Here is a 17018-nt window from a genome sequence, read left to right on the forward strand (position 1 = left end):
GCTCCGAGCGGCATCTTTGGCGTAGCTTTTTGCGCCGAGCGGTGACGCGGAGCGTCACCCGAGGCGTGAAAAGTACTACTGCTCGAACGCGGCGAACCCGGTGAGGTCCTGGCCGAGGACGAGGGTGTGGATGTCGTGGGTCCCCTCGTAGGTGTAGACGGTCTCCAGGTTCGCCATGTGGCGCATCGGCGAGTAGTCGGCGGTGATGCCGTTGCCACCGAGCATCTCGCGGGCGATGCGCGACTGGTCGCGGGCCATGCGGACGTTGTTGCGTTTCGCCATCGAGACGTGCTGGGGCGTCATCTCGCCGCGCTCTTTCAGGTCGGCGAGGCGGTGTGCGAGCAGTTGGCTGGTCGTTATCTGGGTCGCCATCTCCGCGAGCTTCTGCTGTTGAAGCTGGAACCGGGCGATGGGGCCGCCGAACTGCTCGCGGTCGGTGGCGTACTGTCGAGCCGTCTCGAAGCAGTCACGCGCCGCGCCGATAGCGCCCCACGCGATGCCGTAACGCGCCTGCGTGAGACAGGAGAGCGGCCCCTTCATCCCCGACACCTCGGGGAGGACGTTCTCCTCGGGGACGTAGACGTCGTTGAGACCGATTTCGCCCGTGATAGAGGCGCGCAGCGACAGCTTCTCGTCTATCTTGTTCGTCGAGACGCCGTCGCGGTCCGTCTCGACGAGGAAGCCACGAACGGGGGAGTCGTCGGCCGAGCGGTCGCGCGCCCAGACGACGGCCACGTCGGCGATGGGGGAGTTCGTAATCCACGTCTTCGCGCCGTTGAGGACGTAGCCGTCGTCTTCGGACTCGGCGTGGGTCGTCATGCTGGACGGGTCCGAACCGTGTTCGGGTTCGGTCAGGCCGAAACAGCCGACGGCCTCGCCCGTGCCGAGTTTCGGGAGCCACTCCTCTTTCTGTTCCTCGCTGCCGAAGGCGTGGATGGGGTACATGACGAGCGCGCCCTGGACGCTGGCCATCGACCGCAGCCCCGAGTCACACGCTTCGAGTTCCTGCATCAGCAGGCCGTACGCGGTCTCGGAGACGCCGGGCAGGCCGTACCCCTCCAGGTTCGGCGCGTAGAACCCCAGGTCGCCCATCTTCTCGATGAGGTCGGTCGGGAACGTCCCCTCGATCCAGTGTTCGCCGACGTCCGGTCGGACCGTCTCGTCGACGAAGTCGCGGGCGGTGTCGCGAATCATCCGCTCTTCGGCGTCGAGGTCCGCTTCGAGCCCCACGTAGTCGAGCATACCGCAGGTGAGAGGCCCGCCGGTAAAAACGCTCGTACCCCGTGACGAATCCGTCGTACCTATCCGCTCGGGAACGCGAGGGGCGGTGTGAACGAGCGGCTCGGCGACACCCGACAGGCGGTCCGGACGAGCGTCCTCGCCGGCGGCCTGCTGGCGGTGCTCGGCGTTCTGACGTGGGTCAGCGGCGAGAGCGCGCTGTTCCCGAGCCTCGGCCCCTCGGCGTACGTCCTCGCGCTCCGTCCCGACGCCCCCGAGAGCCGGGCCGACCGACTCGTCGGTGGGCACGCCATCGGCGTCGCCGCGGGGCTGGTCGCCTACCGGACGCTGGCGGCGGGCCACGCCGTCGTCGGGACGCACGCTCCGCTGTCGGCGTCGGCGCTCGCGCTCGCGGCCGCCGGCGTCTGCTCGCTGGCGCTCACCGTCGTCCTGATGGTGTGGACGGACCTCCGCCACGCGCCCGCGTGTGCGACGACGCTCATCGTCTCGCTGGGACTGCTCTCGACGGTCCGGGCGGGCGTCGTCATCGTCGTCGCCGTCGTCGTCCTACTGGTCGCCCAGCGGGCGCTCGCGGTCGTCGAACGACGGTGGCTCGCCCCGGTCGTCGCCCGGTTGCGGCGGGGGACGATTCGGATGCGTTCGTGAGCAGGAAGGGAGGTGCCCGTCTCAGTCGGCAGCGACGTCGGTCCGAACCGCGCGGACGTGGTCGGTGAAGTTCTCGAACAGTCGTTTGGCCTCGCAGGCCGCCGCGTAGTTCTCCGGCGTGATGCCCGCGAGCACGGACTCGACGCGCTCGTCGTCGAGGAACGCCTTGCCCCGAGTCACCTCGCGAGCGGTCGCCTGGTCGTACTCGGGGTGGAACTGGACGCCGAAGGCGTCGCCGACCCGGAAGCCGTGGACGCCGTACTCGTTCTCGGCGAACACCGTCGCGTCGTCCGGGAGGTCGGTGACGGCGTCGCCGTGGGTGGTGAAGACGGTGAACTCGTCGTCGAGGCCGGCGAGCAACGGCGTCTCGGCAGTCCGCTCGACGGTCCGGTAGCCGATTTCGAAGCCCGCCTCGGTGTCGCGCTGGCCCATCGCCCCGACGGTGCCGCCGAGCGCGCTGGCGAGCAGTTGGTGGCCGAAACAGACACCCAGGATGGGCAACCCGCGGTCGTGGGCCGCCGCGACCCACTCGCGGGTGTCGTGAATCCACTGCTCGTCGTCGTACGCCGAGGCCCTCGACCCCGTGACGACCACGCCGTCGTAGGGGACGGGGCCGTCGGCGGGCGACTTTGGTGGCAACTGCTCGTCGGTGACCGAGAACTCCGCGAGGTCCGCGTCCAGTTCCCGCCGGAAGTTCCGCCGGGTGCTCTCCTCGGCGAACGCGGCGTTCAGCAAGGCGAGTCGAAGCCGTTTCATTGGCGTCCGCTAGACAGTGGCCGTGTTAGTGCGTTGCGTTCGGGGCCGCGCTTGCGCTACCGCTGGCAGGTGTGACCGTCCGAAAAATCGAGGCGTCGTGGTCGGGAGCGTCGCTCAGACGTCGGTGGAGACGGTGAGCGTCACCGTCTCGCCGGCACCGAGCGTCACCGTCTCGTAGCCCACGAGTTCCTGACCGGAGGCGTTCGCGCGGACGAAGCGGGTGTCGTCGCCGGGCAGTTCGTAGCCCGCGAACGTCACCGTCGTCCCGTCGCAGTCCTCGTCGGCCGTGAGCGTCACCGTCGCCGTCCCGGTGTCGGCGTCGTAGGCGATGGCCGAGTAGCGGACGTCACACGACCCGCTGGCCGCGCGGGCGGTCTCGCCGGGGTCGGGGACGTTGTGCGCACCGGTGCCCGCGCCGTCGCTGGTGAAGCTCGCGGCGTGCATCAGGCGCTCTTGGGTCCCGTAGAACGCGTCGGGGGAGTCACCGAGGTCCTCGATGACCGGACCGAACGCGAGGTCGAACTGGTAGGCCTCGTCGCCCGCCTCGACGCAGTCGAGGACGACGGTCTGCTGGCTCACCTGCTCACCGTCGACGCTGGTGGTGACGGTGTACTCACCGTCCACGAGGCCGCTCCCGGAGATGGTCTGACCGGGGGCGAGCGTTCGGTCGACCGAGTAGCCGTCGGGGCCGTCGACGGTGACGCGGACCGCCACGTCGTTGGTGTTCGTGATGGTTCCGGCACCGCCCTCGGCGGTGCACTCGTAGGTGACCGAGACGGGGTCGTAGGACTCCTCGACGCAGTCGACCGTCACGGTCCGCTCGTCGACGGTCTGGCCGCGGTAGCTCGTGGTGACGGTGTACTCACCGTCGGCGAGGTCGGGGACGACCCACTCCTCGCCGGCACCGAGCGTCACCTGCTGGTCCGAGATGGTCGGCCCGTCGATGGTGACGTTCACCGCGACGTCGTTCGCGTTGGTGACGGTGAACTCCCCACCCATGTCGGTGCACTGGCTGAGCACCGAGACGGCACCGGGCGTCTCCTCGTCGCAGTCGACGGTGAGCATCTCCTCGCCGACCTGCTGGCCGGCGACGCTGGTGGTGACGGTGTACGCACCGTCGGCGAGGTTCACGAACAGGACGTCGTCGCCGGGGGCGACGGTCCGGGTCTCGTCGAAGCCCTCGGGACCGGTCACGGTGACGTTCACCGCGACGGCGTTGTCGTTGGCGATGGCGAACAGGCCGTCCGCACCGACACACGACTGGGTCACCGACACCGGTTCGGGCGTCGGGTCCTCGAAGCAGTCGAACGTCACCGACTCCTGGCCGAGCAGGTCGCCCGCGAGCGTCCGCGAGGTGACCGTGTACTGGCCGTCGGTCAGGTCCGACAGCGACTGCTGGCTGTTGGCTTCGACGGTGAGCACCTGCTCGAACTCGTCGGGACCGTTCACCGTGACGGCCACCGCCACGTCCTCGTCGTTCGCGACGGTCAGCTCACCGCCCAGCGCGGTGCAACGGTAGGTGACCGCGACGGGGTCGGGCGTCTCCTCCTCGCAGTCGAGCGTGAGCGTCTCCTCGCCGACGACGACGCCGTCGTCGCTGGTGGTGACGGTGTACGCACCGTCCGCGAGCGCGTCGTAGCTGACGTTCTCGCCCGCGCCGAGCGTCGCGGTCTGCTCGAACTCGTCGGGACCGTTGACGGTGACGTCGACGGCGACGTCGTTCTCGTTCGTGACGGTCAGGACGCCGCCTTCGGCCGTACACGTCGACTCGACGGTGACGGGGTCGGGCGTAGGGGTCACGTCCTCGCTGGGGCCACAGAACACGACGTTGCTGATGCCCGCGCGGACGCCACGGTCGTTGAACGCGGTGTACAGTTCGGTGTCACCGAGGACGCCGCCGCCGGCCTGGCCGGTGTAGTCGTAGACGTTCGTGGCACTGCCCTGGCCGCCCTTCACGGAGACGAGGCCGACCGTCGCCGTCGACGTGAAGTCGATGCCGACGATCTCGGTGTCGTCCTTGAAGTAGCGGTCGGTGACGGTCAGTTCGGTGCCGTCGTCGAGCGTGAACTCGCTCTGTGTGGCGAGGTCACCGCCGTCGATCTTCCCGCGCAGTTCCAGACCTTCGGCCGCACAGATGCTCTCGGGGGGACTCGGCGCGTCGACCTCCGTCGGTTCGACGATCGCTGCGGCGGCGACACCACCGAAGCCGCCGGCGACGAGCACCGACGAGACGAGTAACATCGCCGTGACGGCGAGCGTGGTGGCCGAGCGGTTCACGACGAACCACCCCACACGGACGAGAGAGAGTCGTTCGCGGCGACCTGCCGCGCGAATGTCGTGTAATGCATTCAGTCAGAATATCGGGACTTTCTGTCTTTGTTATTATATTGACAACCCTCGACTCACCGGGCTACATCCCTCGTTGAGTCTCGACGACCGGTCGAGCAGTTCGGTTCGAACCCGTCCGGAACGCCACGACGAGCGGTTACACGGTGACTACCGGGGATTTCGGTCGGTTCGACGGCGACGGGTCCGTTCGCCGGGGTCATGGCCACCCACACACCGACCCGACAGCGTACGGAGCCTGCGGCTCGCGGGTGGAGCGTCGATAAAAACAGTGGTCGGTTGGCGTGTGATTCAGGCCGTCGCTTCCGAGTCGTCACCGTCGAGGTCGATGGTGACCGTACCGGAGTCACCAGCGCCGAGGGTGACCGTCTGGTAGTCGACGAGTTCCTGACCGTCCGCGTTCGCGCGGACGAAGGTGGTGTCGTCGCCGGGCAGTTCGTAGCCCGCAAGCGTCAGCGTGACACCCTCGCAGTCGGCGTCGCCGTCGACGCTGACCGAGAGCGTGACCTCGCCGGTCTCGCCGTCGTAGCTCACCGGCGTGTAGCTGACGTGACAGCCCGCGAGGGACTTCGTCACGTTCTCGCCGGGCACCATGTAGCTGCCCGTCACGGTGCCGTCGGCGAGGACGGTCTGGGCCTGCAGGAGGCGGCCCTGCGTGCCGTAGAAGTCCTTCTCGTCGTCGGCGTCGTCGCCGTCGACGCCGAGGTTCTCGATGACCTGGCCGGCCGCGACGTCGATCTGGTAGGCGGGCATCTCGCCGTCACCCATGTCGCCGTCACCGTCGTCGCCATCGCCAGCATCGCCGTCGTCACCGTCGTCGCCGTCACCAGCATCGCCGTCGCCGTTGTCGCCGTCGCCAGCGTCACCGTCACCGTTGTCACCGTCGTCCGCACAGTCGACTACGACGGTCGTCTCGCCGACGACCTCACCGCCGACGATGGTGGTGACGTTGTACTCGCCGTCCGGCACGTTCTCGAACGTGAGGTTCTCGCCCGCGGCGATGGTCTCGGTCAGCGACGCGTCGCCGCTGACTTCGATGGTGACCGGCACGTCGTTGTCGTTCGTCACGGTCGCGTTCGCACCGTCCGCACCGCAGACGACCTCCACGCTGACCTCACTGTCGGTCAGACAGTCGACCACGACCGTCTGCACGCCGACTTCCGTGCCGTCGTACAGCGTGGTCACGTCGAACTCGTTGTTCTGGACGCCGGTGTACGTCTGGTTCTCGCCGGGAGCGAGCGTCAGCGTCCGCCCGCCGACGTCGACGTCCACCGCCACGTCGTTCTCGTTGCTCACCGTCACCGTCGCCCCGTCGACGCCGCACTGAACGTCGACGTCGACCTCACCGATTGCGGGACAGTCGACCACGACCGTCTCGGTCGCGATCTCGCGGCCGTCGACGATGGTGGTGACGTTGTACTCGCCGTCTGCGACACCCTCGAACGTGAGGCTCTCGCCCGCGGCGATGGTCTCGGTCAGCGACGCGTCACCGCCAATCTCGACGGTGATGGGCGCGTCGTTGTCGTTCGTCACGGTCGCCATCGCGCCGTCGACACCGCACGTGTAGTCGACGTTAGCGCCCTCCGGGCCACACTCCTCCGGAGCCTCGTAGACGCCGTCACCGAGGATGCCCACGAACGCGATGGACTGAATCTGGTACTGGTCTGCCAGCGTGATGGACAGACTCGTCGCGCTGAGGACCTCGACGATGCCGCCGCGGTCCTCGCTGTCGATCGTGATGGTCTCGTACGTTCCTGCGGTCGTGTTGTAGACGTCGATCTCCGCACTGCCGGTCGCGAGCGCGGTCACGTCGATGCCGGCGACGTTGACGACGTTACAGCTGTCGAACGTCACGTCCGCGACGTCCTGCCGTTGCGCGGGCACGTTGACGAGCATGCCGGCCCCGACGGCCGACGTGACGAGCAACGCGGTCATGACGACAGCTACGAGCCGTCTCATCGATACACCTGCACACTGGGAGCGGGCCGGGACGACCCACCTGTGATGGTTTCCGAATCCATGCAACCACCCCTTCCACAAAGTCAGGTATTGTTACAAGTAGGTTTTCAGCTATTATCGTCGAGATACCACGACCCGGACCACTGGTCGAGAAAACCGCAACACGGAGCCGCGTTAACAGTTCCTAAAAGTCCCAAACCGATGTTATAACTCCTATACTGAAGGTCAGTTTCTACTGTCTTTCTAGCCAGTTTTTGTTTTCTCCAGTCACTTCCAACGCCATCGCAGCGACAGGAGTGGCACGAAGTCCGAACCCGTCGGTCGACGGTCGTCGGGTGTCGAAAAATGAGTCGGACAGCGTCGACGCGTCGTCGCTATCCGTCGAGGTCGATGGTGACCGTGCCGGACTCGCCGGCACCGAGCGTCACCGTCTCGTAGTCGACGAGTTCCTGGCCGTCCGCGTTCGCGCGGACGAAGGTGGTGTCGTCGCCGGGCAGTTCGTAGCCCGCGAGCGTCAGCGTGACACCCTCGCAGTCCGCACCGTCCGCGACGCTCACGCTCAGCGTCACTTCACCGGTCTCGCCGTCGTAGCTGACCGGGTCGTAGCTGACCGCACAGCCCGCGAGGTCCTTCGTGACCTCGCCGGTTGGCACGTTGTAGCTGCCGGTGACCGTGCCGTCGGCGAGGACCGTCTGGGCCTGCAGGAGGCGGCCCTGCGTGCCGTAGAACGCGTCCTCGTCGGCACCGAGGTTCTCGATGACCTGGCCGGCCGCGACGTCGATCTGGTAGGCGGGCATCTCGCCGTCACCAGCGTCACCGTCGCCGGAGTCACCGTCACCAGCGTCACCGTCGCCGGCATCGCCGTCGTCGCCATCGCCAGCATCGCCGTCACCGTCGTCACCATCGCCGGTGTCGCCGTCACCAGCGTCACCGTCGCCAGCGTCGCCGTCACCGCTGTCGCCATCGCCAGCGTCGCCATCACCGTTGTCGCCGTCTCCGGCATCGCCGTCACCAGCGTCACCGTCACCGTTGTCACCGTCGTCCGCACAGTCGACCACGACGGTCTGGGTGCTGATGACCTCACCGCCGACGATGGTGGTGACGTTGTACTCGCCGTCCGGCACGTTCTCGAACGTGAGGGTGCCACCGGCCTCGATGGTCTCGGTCAGCGACGCGTCGCCGCTGACTTCGATGGTGACCGGCACGTCGTTCGGGTTGGTGACCGTCGCGTTCGCACCGTCCGCACCGCAGACGACCTCCACGCTGACCTCACTGTCGGTCAGACAGTCGACCACGACCGTCTCGGTCGCGACCGTCGTCCCGTCGACGGAGGTCGTGACGTCGAACTCGTTGTTCTGGACGCCGGTGTACGTCTGGTTCTCGCCGGGGGCGAGCGTCAGCGTCCGCCCGCCGACGTCGACGTCCACCGCCACGTCGTTCTCGTTGCTCACCGTCACCGTCGCCCCGTCGACACCGCACTGAACGTCGACGTCGACACCGCCGACGTCGGGGCAGTCGATGTTGACGGTCTTCGTCCCGACCGCCTCACCGTCGACGATGGTCTCTATCTCGTAGCTCCCGTCGTCGAGCCCTTCGAGCGTGAGGTTCTCGCCCGCGCCGATCTGGATCGGGCCACGGTCGTTGACGGTCACGTTGACCGCCACGTCGTTCGGGTTCTCGACGGTCAGGTCACCGCCCTCGTCGGTACACTGCAAGCTGAGAGTGACTTGGCTCGGTCCGTCACAGTCGACGGTGACCGTCACGGTACTGATTGTCTCGCCACCGGCGCTCGTCTCCACCTCGTAGCTCCCGTCGTCGAGACCTTCGAAGGTGGTGTTCGCACCGGGTGCGACGGTCCGGGTCTCCCCGTCGACCGTGACGTTGACCGCGACGTCGTTCGGGTTGGTCGCCGTCAGGTCACCACCCTCGGCCGTACACTGCAGGTCGAGGGTGACGCGACTCGGACCGTCGCAGTCGATGTTGACGGTCTTCGTCCCGACCGCCTCGCCGCCGTAGAGCGTCGTGACCTCGTAGCTCCCGTCGTCGAGGCCCTCGAACGTGGTGTTCTCGCCCGCCCCGATCTGGATCGGGCCGCGGTCGTTGATCGAGACGTTGACCGCCACGTCGTTCGGGTTCTCGACGGTCAGGTCACCGCCCTCGTCGGTACACTGCAGGCCGAGGTCGACCTGACTCAGGTCGCCGGCGTCCGTCGGGCCACAGTCACTCGGGTTCCGCAGGGACTCACCACCGATGGTGAGACCGAGGAGCTCGTAGCCGCTGACGGTGGCCAGACTCAGGTCGTCCTGGAGGTCCAACCGCAGCGTGTCGTACTCGTCGGCGTCGCCGTCGAGCAGGTCGTTCCCGTCGACGGTCAGCGACTCGGTGGCACCCGCCGACACGTTGTACAACGTCAGTGTCGCGTCGGCGTCGGTGACGGACGTCAGCTCTAACCCGAGGAGTTCGACCTCGTTACAGCCGACGAAGTTCACGTCGACGCCGTCGAGCGTCCCGTCGGGTCCGTCCTGGATGGGAGCGCCGACGATGGCACCAGCCCCCATCGAAGACAGCACGACCGCCGCTATCATCAGGACGGCTGTCGCTCGTTTCATCTGTGGTCCCTCTCGTCGATGTCGGCAGGTCCTCCTCTCCCGCCGGACAGTGATGGTTCCGAATCCATGCGTCTCAGTCGAAAGGTGCTTCTTGTATAGTTACAGGTTGCAAAAATGGAAAGTATTTCTAGAGTGCAGCATTGACTGACACGTTCTCGAAAACCACCGGACTGCAGTCGATAAAGCTCAGCGATATGCGACGAGAGAGCCGGCGTACCGCGTCGGTACCGACACGATTTCGGATATGTAACAAAATTCCGACAGTCACAGAACGGGACCGACTGGTCCGGCGTGGGGACGACCGCCACTGCCCCACCTCACGGCACTCAGGATTCGAGGAACCCGAGCAGTTCGTCGTTCGCGACCCGCGAGGACTCGACGTGTGCGAGGTGGCGACCCGGAACCGAGCGGAACTCCCCACGCGGTAGGGCGTCGGCGAGGTCACGGCCCGCGTCGGCGGGCACCGCGGGGTCGTCGGCACCGTGACAGACGAGCGCCGGGACCGTAATCTCGTACGGGTCGGCACAGACGTAGTCACGGAGCGCGGCGACCTGCGCGTCGCGGACCGCCTCGGGCGCGTCGTCGTCACGCCACTTCTCGATGCCGGCGACGACCTCGCGCTGGCGCTCGAAGAACTCCTGGGAGAGACACGGCGCGAGCGAGTCCGGGCCGCGTCCGCCCATCACCGACAGCATCCCGTCGTCGAACTCGTCGCCCGACAGGGCGGTCCCGAACAGCGCGAGACTGCGGACGCGCCCCGACTCGCGGGCGTACTCCAGGGCGGCCATCCCGCCGAGGCCCGCACCGACGAGGTGGACTCGCTTGGCACCGTGTGCGGAGAGGACGGCGTCGAGGTCCGCCGCCAGCGTCGCCACGTCGAACTCGCTCGCGGTGGTCTCGGAGCGCCCGCTCCCGCGCAGGTCGGTGACGAGTGCCTCGAACGGCCCGTCGACGGCCGGGTGCTGCCACGCCCACTGCCACGCGGCGTAGCCCAGTTCTCCGACGAACGCGACGGTGTCGGCGTCGGGTCCGGCCTCGCTGCTCTCGTAGTAGAGTCGCGCGTCATCGCGCTCGACGATCGGCATAGGAGAGCGTGCGAGCGACGGGGCTATCGGCGTTGCGTTCGCGGGACGGACGAACAGCGAGGACCGGGTCGCTCGTTCAGGCGTCTATCTTCCGTTCGAGGATGTCGGGGGCGTCCTCCAGCGTCTCGTCGAGGGCGTCGACGTTCGGCCCGCCGCCCTGTGCGAAGTCGGCGGGACCGCCGCCACCGCCGCCGACGCGACCGGCGAGTTCGCCGACGACCTCGCCGGCGTTGATGGGGACGCCGTCGGGGACGGCGACGACGAACTGCGCGCTCCCCGCACCGCTCCCGACGACGGCGACCTTCCCGTCGTCGGCGATGGCGTGAGCCGTCGCCCGGAGTTCGTCTATCTCGCCGTCGAGGCGCTGGACGACCGCCGTCACGTCGCCGACCTCGACCTCGGTGCCCTCGCTGGCCGCGGCGCGGGCCTCAGCGAGTTCGGCGGTGAGTTCCTCGATCTCCTTGCCGCGGGCCTTCCACTCCTCGAAGAACCGTTCTGCGGTGTCGGGTACCTCCATCGCGGAGACGTCGAGGGCCTCGGCGGCGGCGGACAGCGCGTTCTCGGTACGCTGGGTCGCCTCGATGGCGGCGTCGCCGGCGGCGAACGTGATGCGCTCGACGCCGTCCTGGATACGCTCGGTCGAGAGGATCTTGATGGTCCCGATGTCGCCCGTGCGCGTGACGTGGGTCCCCGCACACGCCTGCACGTCGTCGCCGACGTGGATGAGACGCACGTTCGTTCCCGGCGGGATACCCCCCTGGTAGAGGTCGAATCCGTAGCGCTCTTCGGCCTCGTGGCGGTCGGGCCACTCCTGGGTGACGCTCGTGTTGTCGGTGACGACGCGGTTGGCGACGCGCTCGATGGCCTCGACGTCCTCCCGGGAGATGCGCTCGTAGTGCTGGACGTCGATGCGCGAGGAGTCGACGCCCTTCTGGGCACCCGCCTGGCGGATGTGCGTCCCGAGCACCTGCCGGGCGGCGTAGCCGATGACGTGGGTCGCCGTGTGGTGGGCCATCAGCCGACGGCGGCGGGCCGTGTCGATGCGCCCGCGGACGAACTCGCCCTTCCCGATGGGGTCGGCGACGCGGTGGAGGACGACGCCGTCCTCGGACTGCGTGTCGGTGACGTCGACGGTCGTGTCGTCGTTCCACAGCACCCCGTGGTCGGCGGGTTGGCCACCGCCCTCGGGGTAGAACATCGTCTGGTCGAGGACGACGTCGTAGCCCTCCTCGCGTTCGATGACGTCGAGGACGACCGCCTCGAACTCCGTCCCGTCCGGGTCGTCGTAGAACAGCGTCTCCGTCTCCGGGAGGTCCGCGACGCGCTCGTCGCGTTCGTCCTCGACGCGCGCGAGGTCGCCCCCGCCGTGACGCGCGGCGACCTGCCCGTAGAAGTCGTCGGGGATGGTCACGCTCGCGCCGCGTTCGGCGGCTATCTCCTCGACCATGTCCGGCTGGATGCCGTGGGAGTCGTACAGTTCGACGACCTCTTCGAGGGGAATCGGCTCGTCTCGCTCGGCGTAGTCGTCGGCGAGCTGGCGGACGCGCCGGCCACCGCGTTCGAGCGTCTCGCGGTACTTCTCCATCTCCGTGCGGACCATGTCCCGGACGGTGTCGCGGTTCTCGTAGCCCAGGCGCTCGGCCTGCATGTCGACGAGTTCGTCGAGCGGGGCGTCCACCCCGACGTCGTCGACCAGTCGCTTCGTCCGGCGGAGCACGAGGCGAGCGAGGTAGCCCGACCCGGCGCTGGAGGGGACGATGCCGTCGCCGAGCATGTACGCCAGCGTCCGGCAGTGGTCGGCGATGGCGTAGATGGTCTCCAGCGGCTCCATCAGCTCCTCCAGGTACGCGCGCTCGACGCCGAGTTCGGCGGCGATGTCGGCGCGGGCCTCCGCCATGTCCTCGGCCTCGTCGATGTCGAGGTTGCCCGCGAGCTTCGCGGCCTCGTGGACCAACGCGGCGTCCTCGTCGCTCAACTCGACCCCGGCGTTCTCCTTGAGGAACGCGATCATATCGGGGTAGACCGCCTCGTACACCGTCGGGGTGCCCTGGCTCATCCAGGTCCACCGCTCCAGCCCGTAGCCGGTGTCGACGATGTACGTGTCCATCTTCGAGTAGCGGTTGCCGTCTTTCAGTTCGTACTCGCCGTCGGGGTCCTGCTCCATCGACATGAAGACGAGCGTCGCGAGTTCGGCACCGCGGTAGATGACCTCGATGGCCGGCCCGGCGTTGCCACCGCCGACCCACGGGTCCTCGATGTAGACGATGTCCTCGACGTCCGCACCCATCGACTCGAAGAACTCGTCGCAGTACTGGACGGTTCCGTCCTTCCAGTACACCTCGCCCTCGTATGCGTACTGACCGGGGTCGTCTAGGTCTTCGCGGGCGTTGAACGCGTGGTGGGCCATCATCTCGAACGCCATCGTGTGCCGACCCGTCTTGCCGACGTTGTCGATGTCCTGCATGCGGATGCAGGGCTGGGAGATGGTCAGCGGGTTCGCCGGCGGCGGGGTCTGGCCGGAGGTGACCAGCGGCTGGAAGTCGTAGATAGACGCCTGCGTCAGGAGCACGTCGTCACGCCAGCGGTTCGCGGCGACGGGGTAGGGCTCGATGCGCTCGTGGTCGTTCTCCTCGAAGAACGAGAGGAACGCCTCGCGCATCTCCTCTAAGGTGTACTCCTCCTCGAAGGCCGGTTCGCCGATGAACGTGTACTGCGCACACGGCGGCTCCCCACACGTCTCGCGGGAGACTCGGCTCCAGAAGTGGGCCCCGCAGGACGGACACTCCTGTCGGGTGAACCCCTCCTCCTCGAAGTACGAAAGCTGGTACTCCTCGTCGAGTTCGCTCATTACCCCTGTTTTGGCCGAGCGGCGGGTAAAACTGTTCCGAACGGTCGAACCGAACCGGTTTCCGGGTCGTCCCGGGTGCCGGTCAGTCCGCCGAACGTATCAGTCGATTTCTGAGAGTCTCGTTGAGAGTCTCGAAAAGAACAGGTTTATTTTACCCGTTCGGGCCATACACTTAAATCGAAATCGGGTGTTCTCGCCGGTAATGTCGGAGGAGACTGGGCGGACACGACGGACCTTCTTGAAACTCACGGGGGCGGCAGCGGCCGGAACGGCGCTCGCGACACCCGCCGCGGCGGCGTCGGACGACTGGCGCGTGGTCGACTCGGGGGTCGGCACGACGCTGTACGACGCCGCGATGACCAGCGAGGGACCCTACGCGGTCGGCGCGGGCGGCCTCGTCCTCGCGCGCCGGCGAGACGGCTGGCAACCCGTGCTCGAACGCGGGCCGACCGTCCAGTCGAACCCGTTGCGCGGCTGTGACGTCACCGACGACGGCCGACACCTCTGGTTCTGTGGCGGGTCGGGCGTCATCGGCCAGTACGACGTCGTCGAGGAGGAGTTGACGGACTACTCCGCGCCGATGGGGAAGACCTCGACGTGGCGCAACCTCGCCGTCCGCGGCGACGCGGGCAGCGAGTCGGTGTACCTCGTCAACGGGTCGGGCGAGTTCCTCGCCGGGACGAAGACCAGCGCCGGCGGGATGGACTGGGGCGACGTCGTCAAACCCGGCGGTGGCTCCAGCGCACCGGGCATCGACTTCTGGAGCGAGGACGACGGCTACGTCTGTGACACCTCCAGCATGGTGTACCGCACCCAGGACGGCGGTCAGACCTGGACGACCGTCGGCATCAACGGCGCGAGCGTGAGCCTCTACGACGTCGCGGTCCGCAACGAGGGCGACCTCGACGTCGCCGGCGGCAACGGCACCATCTACCGCCTCAACGACGGCGACGGGAAGGGCTGGAAACGGAAGAACGTGGGCGAGGAGACCGTCCTCGCCGTCTACCGGACCGGCGCGGAGGGTGGACTGGGCTGTGGCACCGGCGGCTACGTCTACGACCGCAAGAAGAACAAGTGGGACCGTGTCGAGACACCGACGACGAACACGCTCCGCGGCGTCGCGACCGGCGACTCCGGGGAGTATCCGCAGGTCGCCGTCGGCGACTCGGGAACCATCGTCGAGCGCGGGACGTACACCGCCGACCTTCCCCACACGGTGTCGCTCTCAGCGGACTCCTCGCTGGAGTACCGTCTGGAGGTCGACGGTGCGGTCGTGGCGACCGGCGACGTCGAGTCCGGCGACACGGTCACCAACCGCACCACGCGGTTCAGCGTCGACACCGTCACGGGGGCGCTCACGAGCGGCGACACGGACACGTACGACTACTCCGGAGAGATCGTCGACCTCGAAGTGACGAGCGGCGACGCGTCGGCGCTCTCCGTCACCGTCGACGGCAGCGAGTCGAGTCTGAAACGGCTCGCGAGCGAGCCGTGGACCGAGGTGGCCTCGCCGACGGGCAAGACGCTCGAAGGCGTCGTCCAGACCGTCGAAGGTCCCTACGCGGTCGGCAGCGGTGGTGAGGTGCTCGCCCGCCGCGCCGACGGCTGGGACCTCGTCCTCGAATCCGGACCGACCACCGAGTCGAACCCGCTGACCGGCGCGGCGGTGAGCGACGACGGCCGTAACGTCTGGTTCTGTGGCGGGTCGGGCGTCATCGGCCAGTACGACGTCGTCGACGAACAGGTGACCGACTACTCCGCACCCAACGGGAAGACCTCGACGTGGGAGGACCTCGCGGTCACCGGGGCGGCCGGCAGCGAGACGGTCCACCTCGTCAACGGCTCCGGGGAGTACCTGACGGGCACCAAGACCAGCGCCGGCGGGATGGACTGGGGGAGCGCGTTCAAACCGGGCGGTGGCTCCTCGATGAAGGCCGTCACGTTCCTCGACGCGTCGACGGGCTACATCGTCGACACGAACGCGAAGGTGTACGAGACCACGAACGGGGGCGACTCGTTCACCGTCGTCGGCATCGACGGCGGTTCGGTCGGCCTCTACGGCGTCGACGCCACCGCCACGGACGACGTCGTCGCCGCGGGTGGCGACGGCACGCTGTTCCGGTACAACGGTGCCGTCTGGACGAAGCTGTACGCCGGCGGCAACCAGTTGAACGACGTCTCGCTGGACGGTCCCGACGGGCTGACCTGCGGGGCGGGCGGCACCGTCTGGGAGCTCTCTCAGGACGGGTGGGAGCCCGTCGAGACGCCCGTCACCGCGCCGCTCTCTGGCGTCTCGCTGGACACGACCGGGACGTACCCCGACGTCGCCGTCGGGGCTTCGGGCACCATCCTCGAACGCGGCGGCTACACCGCCACTCCGAGCGACACGCTCACCATCTCGACGACCGACGGGAGCGAGGTCGCCTACCGTATCGAGGTCGACGGCGTCGTCGAGAAGGCCGACGGCGCGGACGCCGGCGACAGCGTCGCCGACGGCACCGTCGAGGGGAGCGTGGGCGGGACGGACCTCGACGACGGCTACCGGTTCTCCGGCGACATCGTCGACTTCACCGTGACGAGCGGCGACCCCTCGGCGCTCGCCATCGAGGTCAACGACGAGTCCCAGACCGTCGGCCAACTGTCGGCCGCGGGGTGGACCGAAGCCGCCTCCCCCACGGGCAACGGGCTCAACGGCGCGGCCGTCGGGGCGGACGGTCCCTACGCCGTCAGCGGCGGCGGCGAGGTGCTCGCACGCCGCGACGACGGGTGGACCGTCGTGACGACGTTCCCCGGCGGCGGGAACACGTTCGCGCTCACCTGTGCCGACGCCTCCAGCAACGGCGGCAACGTCTGGTTCGCGGGCGCGTCGGGAGCGGTCGGGCGCTACGACACCGCGACGGGGACGGTCAGCGACTACTCCGCACCGAAGGGGAAGACCTCGACGTGGGAGGCCGTCGCCGTCGCCGGCCCCGCGGGCGCGGAGACCCTGTTCCTCGCCAACGGCTCCGGCGAGGTGCTGACGGGCACCAACAACGCCGGCGTCGTCACCTGGGGCGACGTGAAGAAACCCGGCGGCGGGTCGTCCATCAAGGGCGGCACCGCGCTCGACGCGTCGACGGCGTACTTCGTCGACACGAACGCGAAGGTGTACGAGACCACCGACGGCGGCGAGTCGTGGTCGACCGTCGGCATCACCGGCGGGACGGTCGGCCTCTACGGCGTCGGCGCGGGGAGCACCGAGGACATCTCCGTCGCGGGCGGCGACGGTTCGGTCCTCCGGTACAACGGCGCGGTGTGGACCCGCCTCGACGTCGCCGACGGCGGGTTCACCGCGCTCGTCCGCGACGGGGGGAACGCCCTCGCCGTCGGCGGGAGCGGGCGTATCTACCGCCGGACGTGGGACGGCTGGGAGCGCGAGGAGACGCCCGCCGCGGTGACGCTCGACGGCGTCGCCCTCGGCGGGGCGTTCCCCGACGTCGCCGTCGGCTCCTCGGGCACTATCTTCGAGCGCCGCCTGTAGGCGCTCGTCGA

Annotated in this window: 9 protein-coding genes; 2 read left to right on the forward strand and 7 right to left on the reverse strand. The window is 68.3% G+C overall.

Translation table 11 applies throughout. The features are described 5' to 3' along the window. Positions 1-75: 75 nt before the first annotated feature. A complete protein-coding gene (locus M1L36_RS11515; protein WP_250873878.1) occupies positions 76-1242 on the reverse strand; it encodes an acyl-CoA dehydrogenase family protein in 1167 nt (388 codons plus the stop codon). A gap of 87 nt (positions 1243-1329) precedes the next feature. On the opposite strand from M1L36_RS11515, the gene M1L36_RS11520 reads away from it, so the two are divergent. Further along, positions 1330-1884 carry an HPP family protein gene (locus M1L36_RS11520; protein ID WP_250873879.1) on the forward strand — a complete coding sequence of 185 codons (555 nt, stop codon included), beginning with the start codon at positions 1330-1332 and terminating at the stop codon, positions 1882-1884. A 21-nt stretch (positions 1885-1905) separates the two neighbouring features. Here the strand turns inward: M1L36_RS11520 and M1L36_RS11525 are convergent, their stop codons facing one another. The 6 genes from M1L36_RS11525 to alaS all read right to left on the reverse strand — a co-directional run bounded on the left by M1L36_RS11525 (position 1906) and on the right by alaS (position 13487). After that, the gene (locus M1L36_RS11525) at positions 1906-2640 is read right to left on the reverse strand and encodes a type 1 glutamine amidotransferase (protein WP_250873880.1); all 735 of its coding nucleotides are present in this window, start codon (positions 2638-2640) and stop codon (positions 1906-1908) included. Positions 2641-2754: 114 nt separating this feature from the next. Next, positions 2755-4917 (reverse strand): hypothetical protein, encoded by a 2163-nt coding sequence (locus M1L36_RS11530; protein ID WP_250873881.1) that lies wholly within the window; start codon positions 4915-4917, stop codon positions 2755-2757. A gap of 360 nt (positions 4918-5277) precedes the next feature. Next, positions 5278-6945, reverse strand: a complete 1668-nt coding sequence (locus M1L36_RS11535) for a hypothetical protein (protein ID WP_250873882.1) — start codon at positions 6943-6945, stop codon at positions 5278-5280. A gap of 374 nt (positions 6946-7319) precedes the next feature. After that, on the reverse strand, positions 7320-9554 hold the full coding sequence (locus tag M1L36_RS11540; RefSeq protein ID WP_250873883.1) for a hypothetical protein: 2235 nt from the start codon (positions 9552-9554) through the stop codon (positions 7320-7322). A 326-nt stretch (positions 9555-9880) separates the two neighbouring features. Then, complete coding sequence (locus M1L36_RS11545; protein ID WP_250873884.1) at positions 9881-10639, reverse strand: alpha/beta fold hydrolase; 759 nt, start codon at positions 10637-10639, stop codon at positions 9881-9883. 76 nt (positions 10640-10715) lie between these two features. Continuing rightward, positions 10716-13487, reverse strand: a complete 2772-nt coding sequence (alaS, locus tag M1L36_RS11550; RefSeq protein WP_250873885.1) for an alanine--tRNA ligase — start codon at positions 13485-13487, stop codon at positions 10716-10718. A 202-nt stretch (positions 13488-13689) separates the two neighbouring features. On the opposite strand from alaS, the gene M1L36_RS11555 reads away from it, so the two are divergent. Then, positions 13690-17007, forward strand: coding sequence for a hypothetical protein (locus M1L36_RS11555; RefSeq protein ID WP_250873886.1), 3318 nt, complete (start codon positions 13690-13692; stop codon positions 17005-17007). The last annotated feature ends 11 nt before the right edge of the window (positions 17008-17018 follow it).

Source organism: Halomarina rubra (assembly GCF_023699475.1).
Lineage (GTDB): Archaea > Halobacteriota > Halobacteria > Halobacteriales > Haloarculaceae > Halomarina > Halomarina rubra.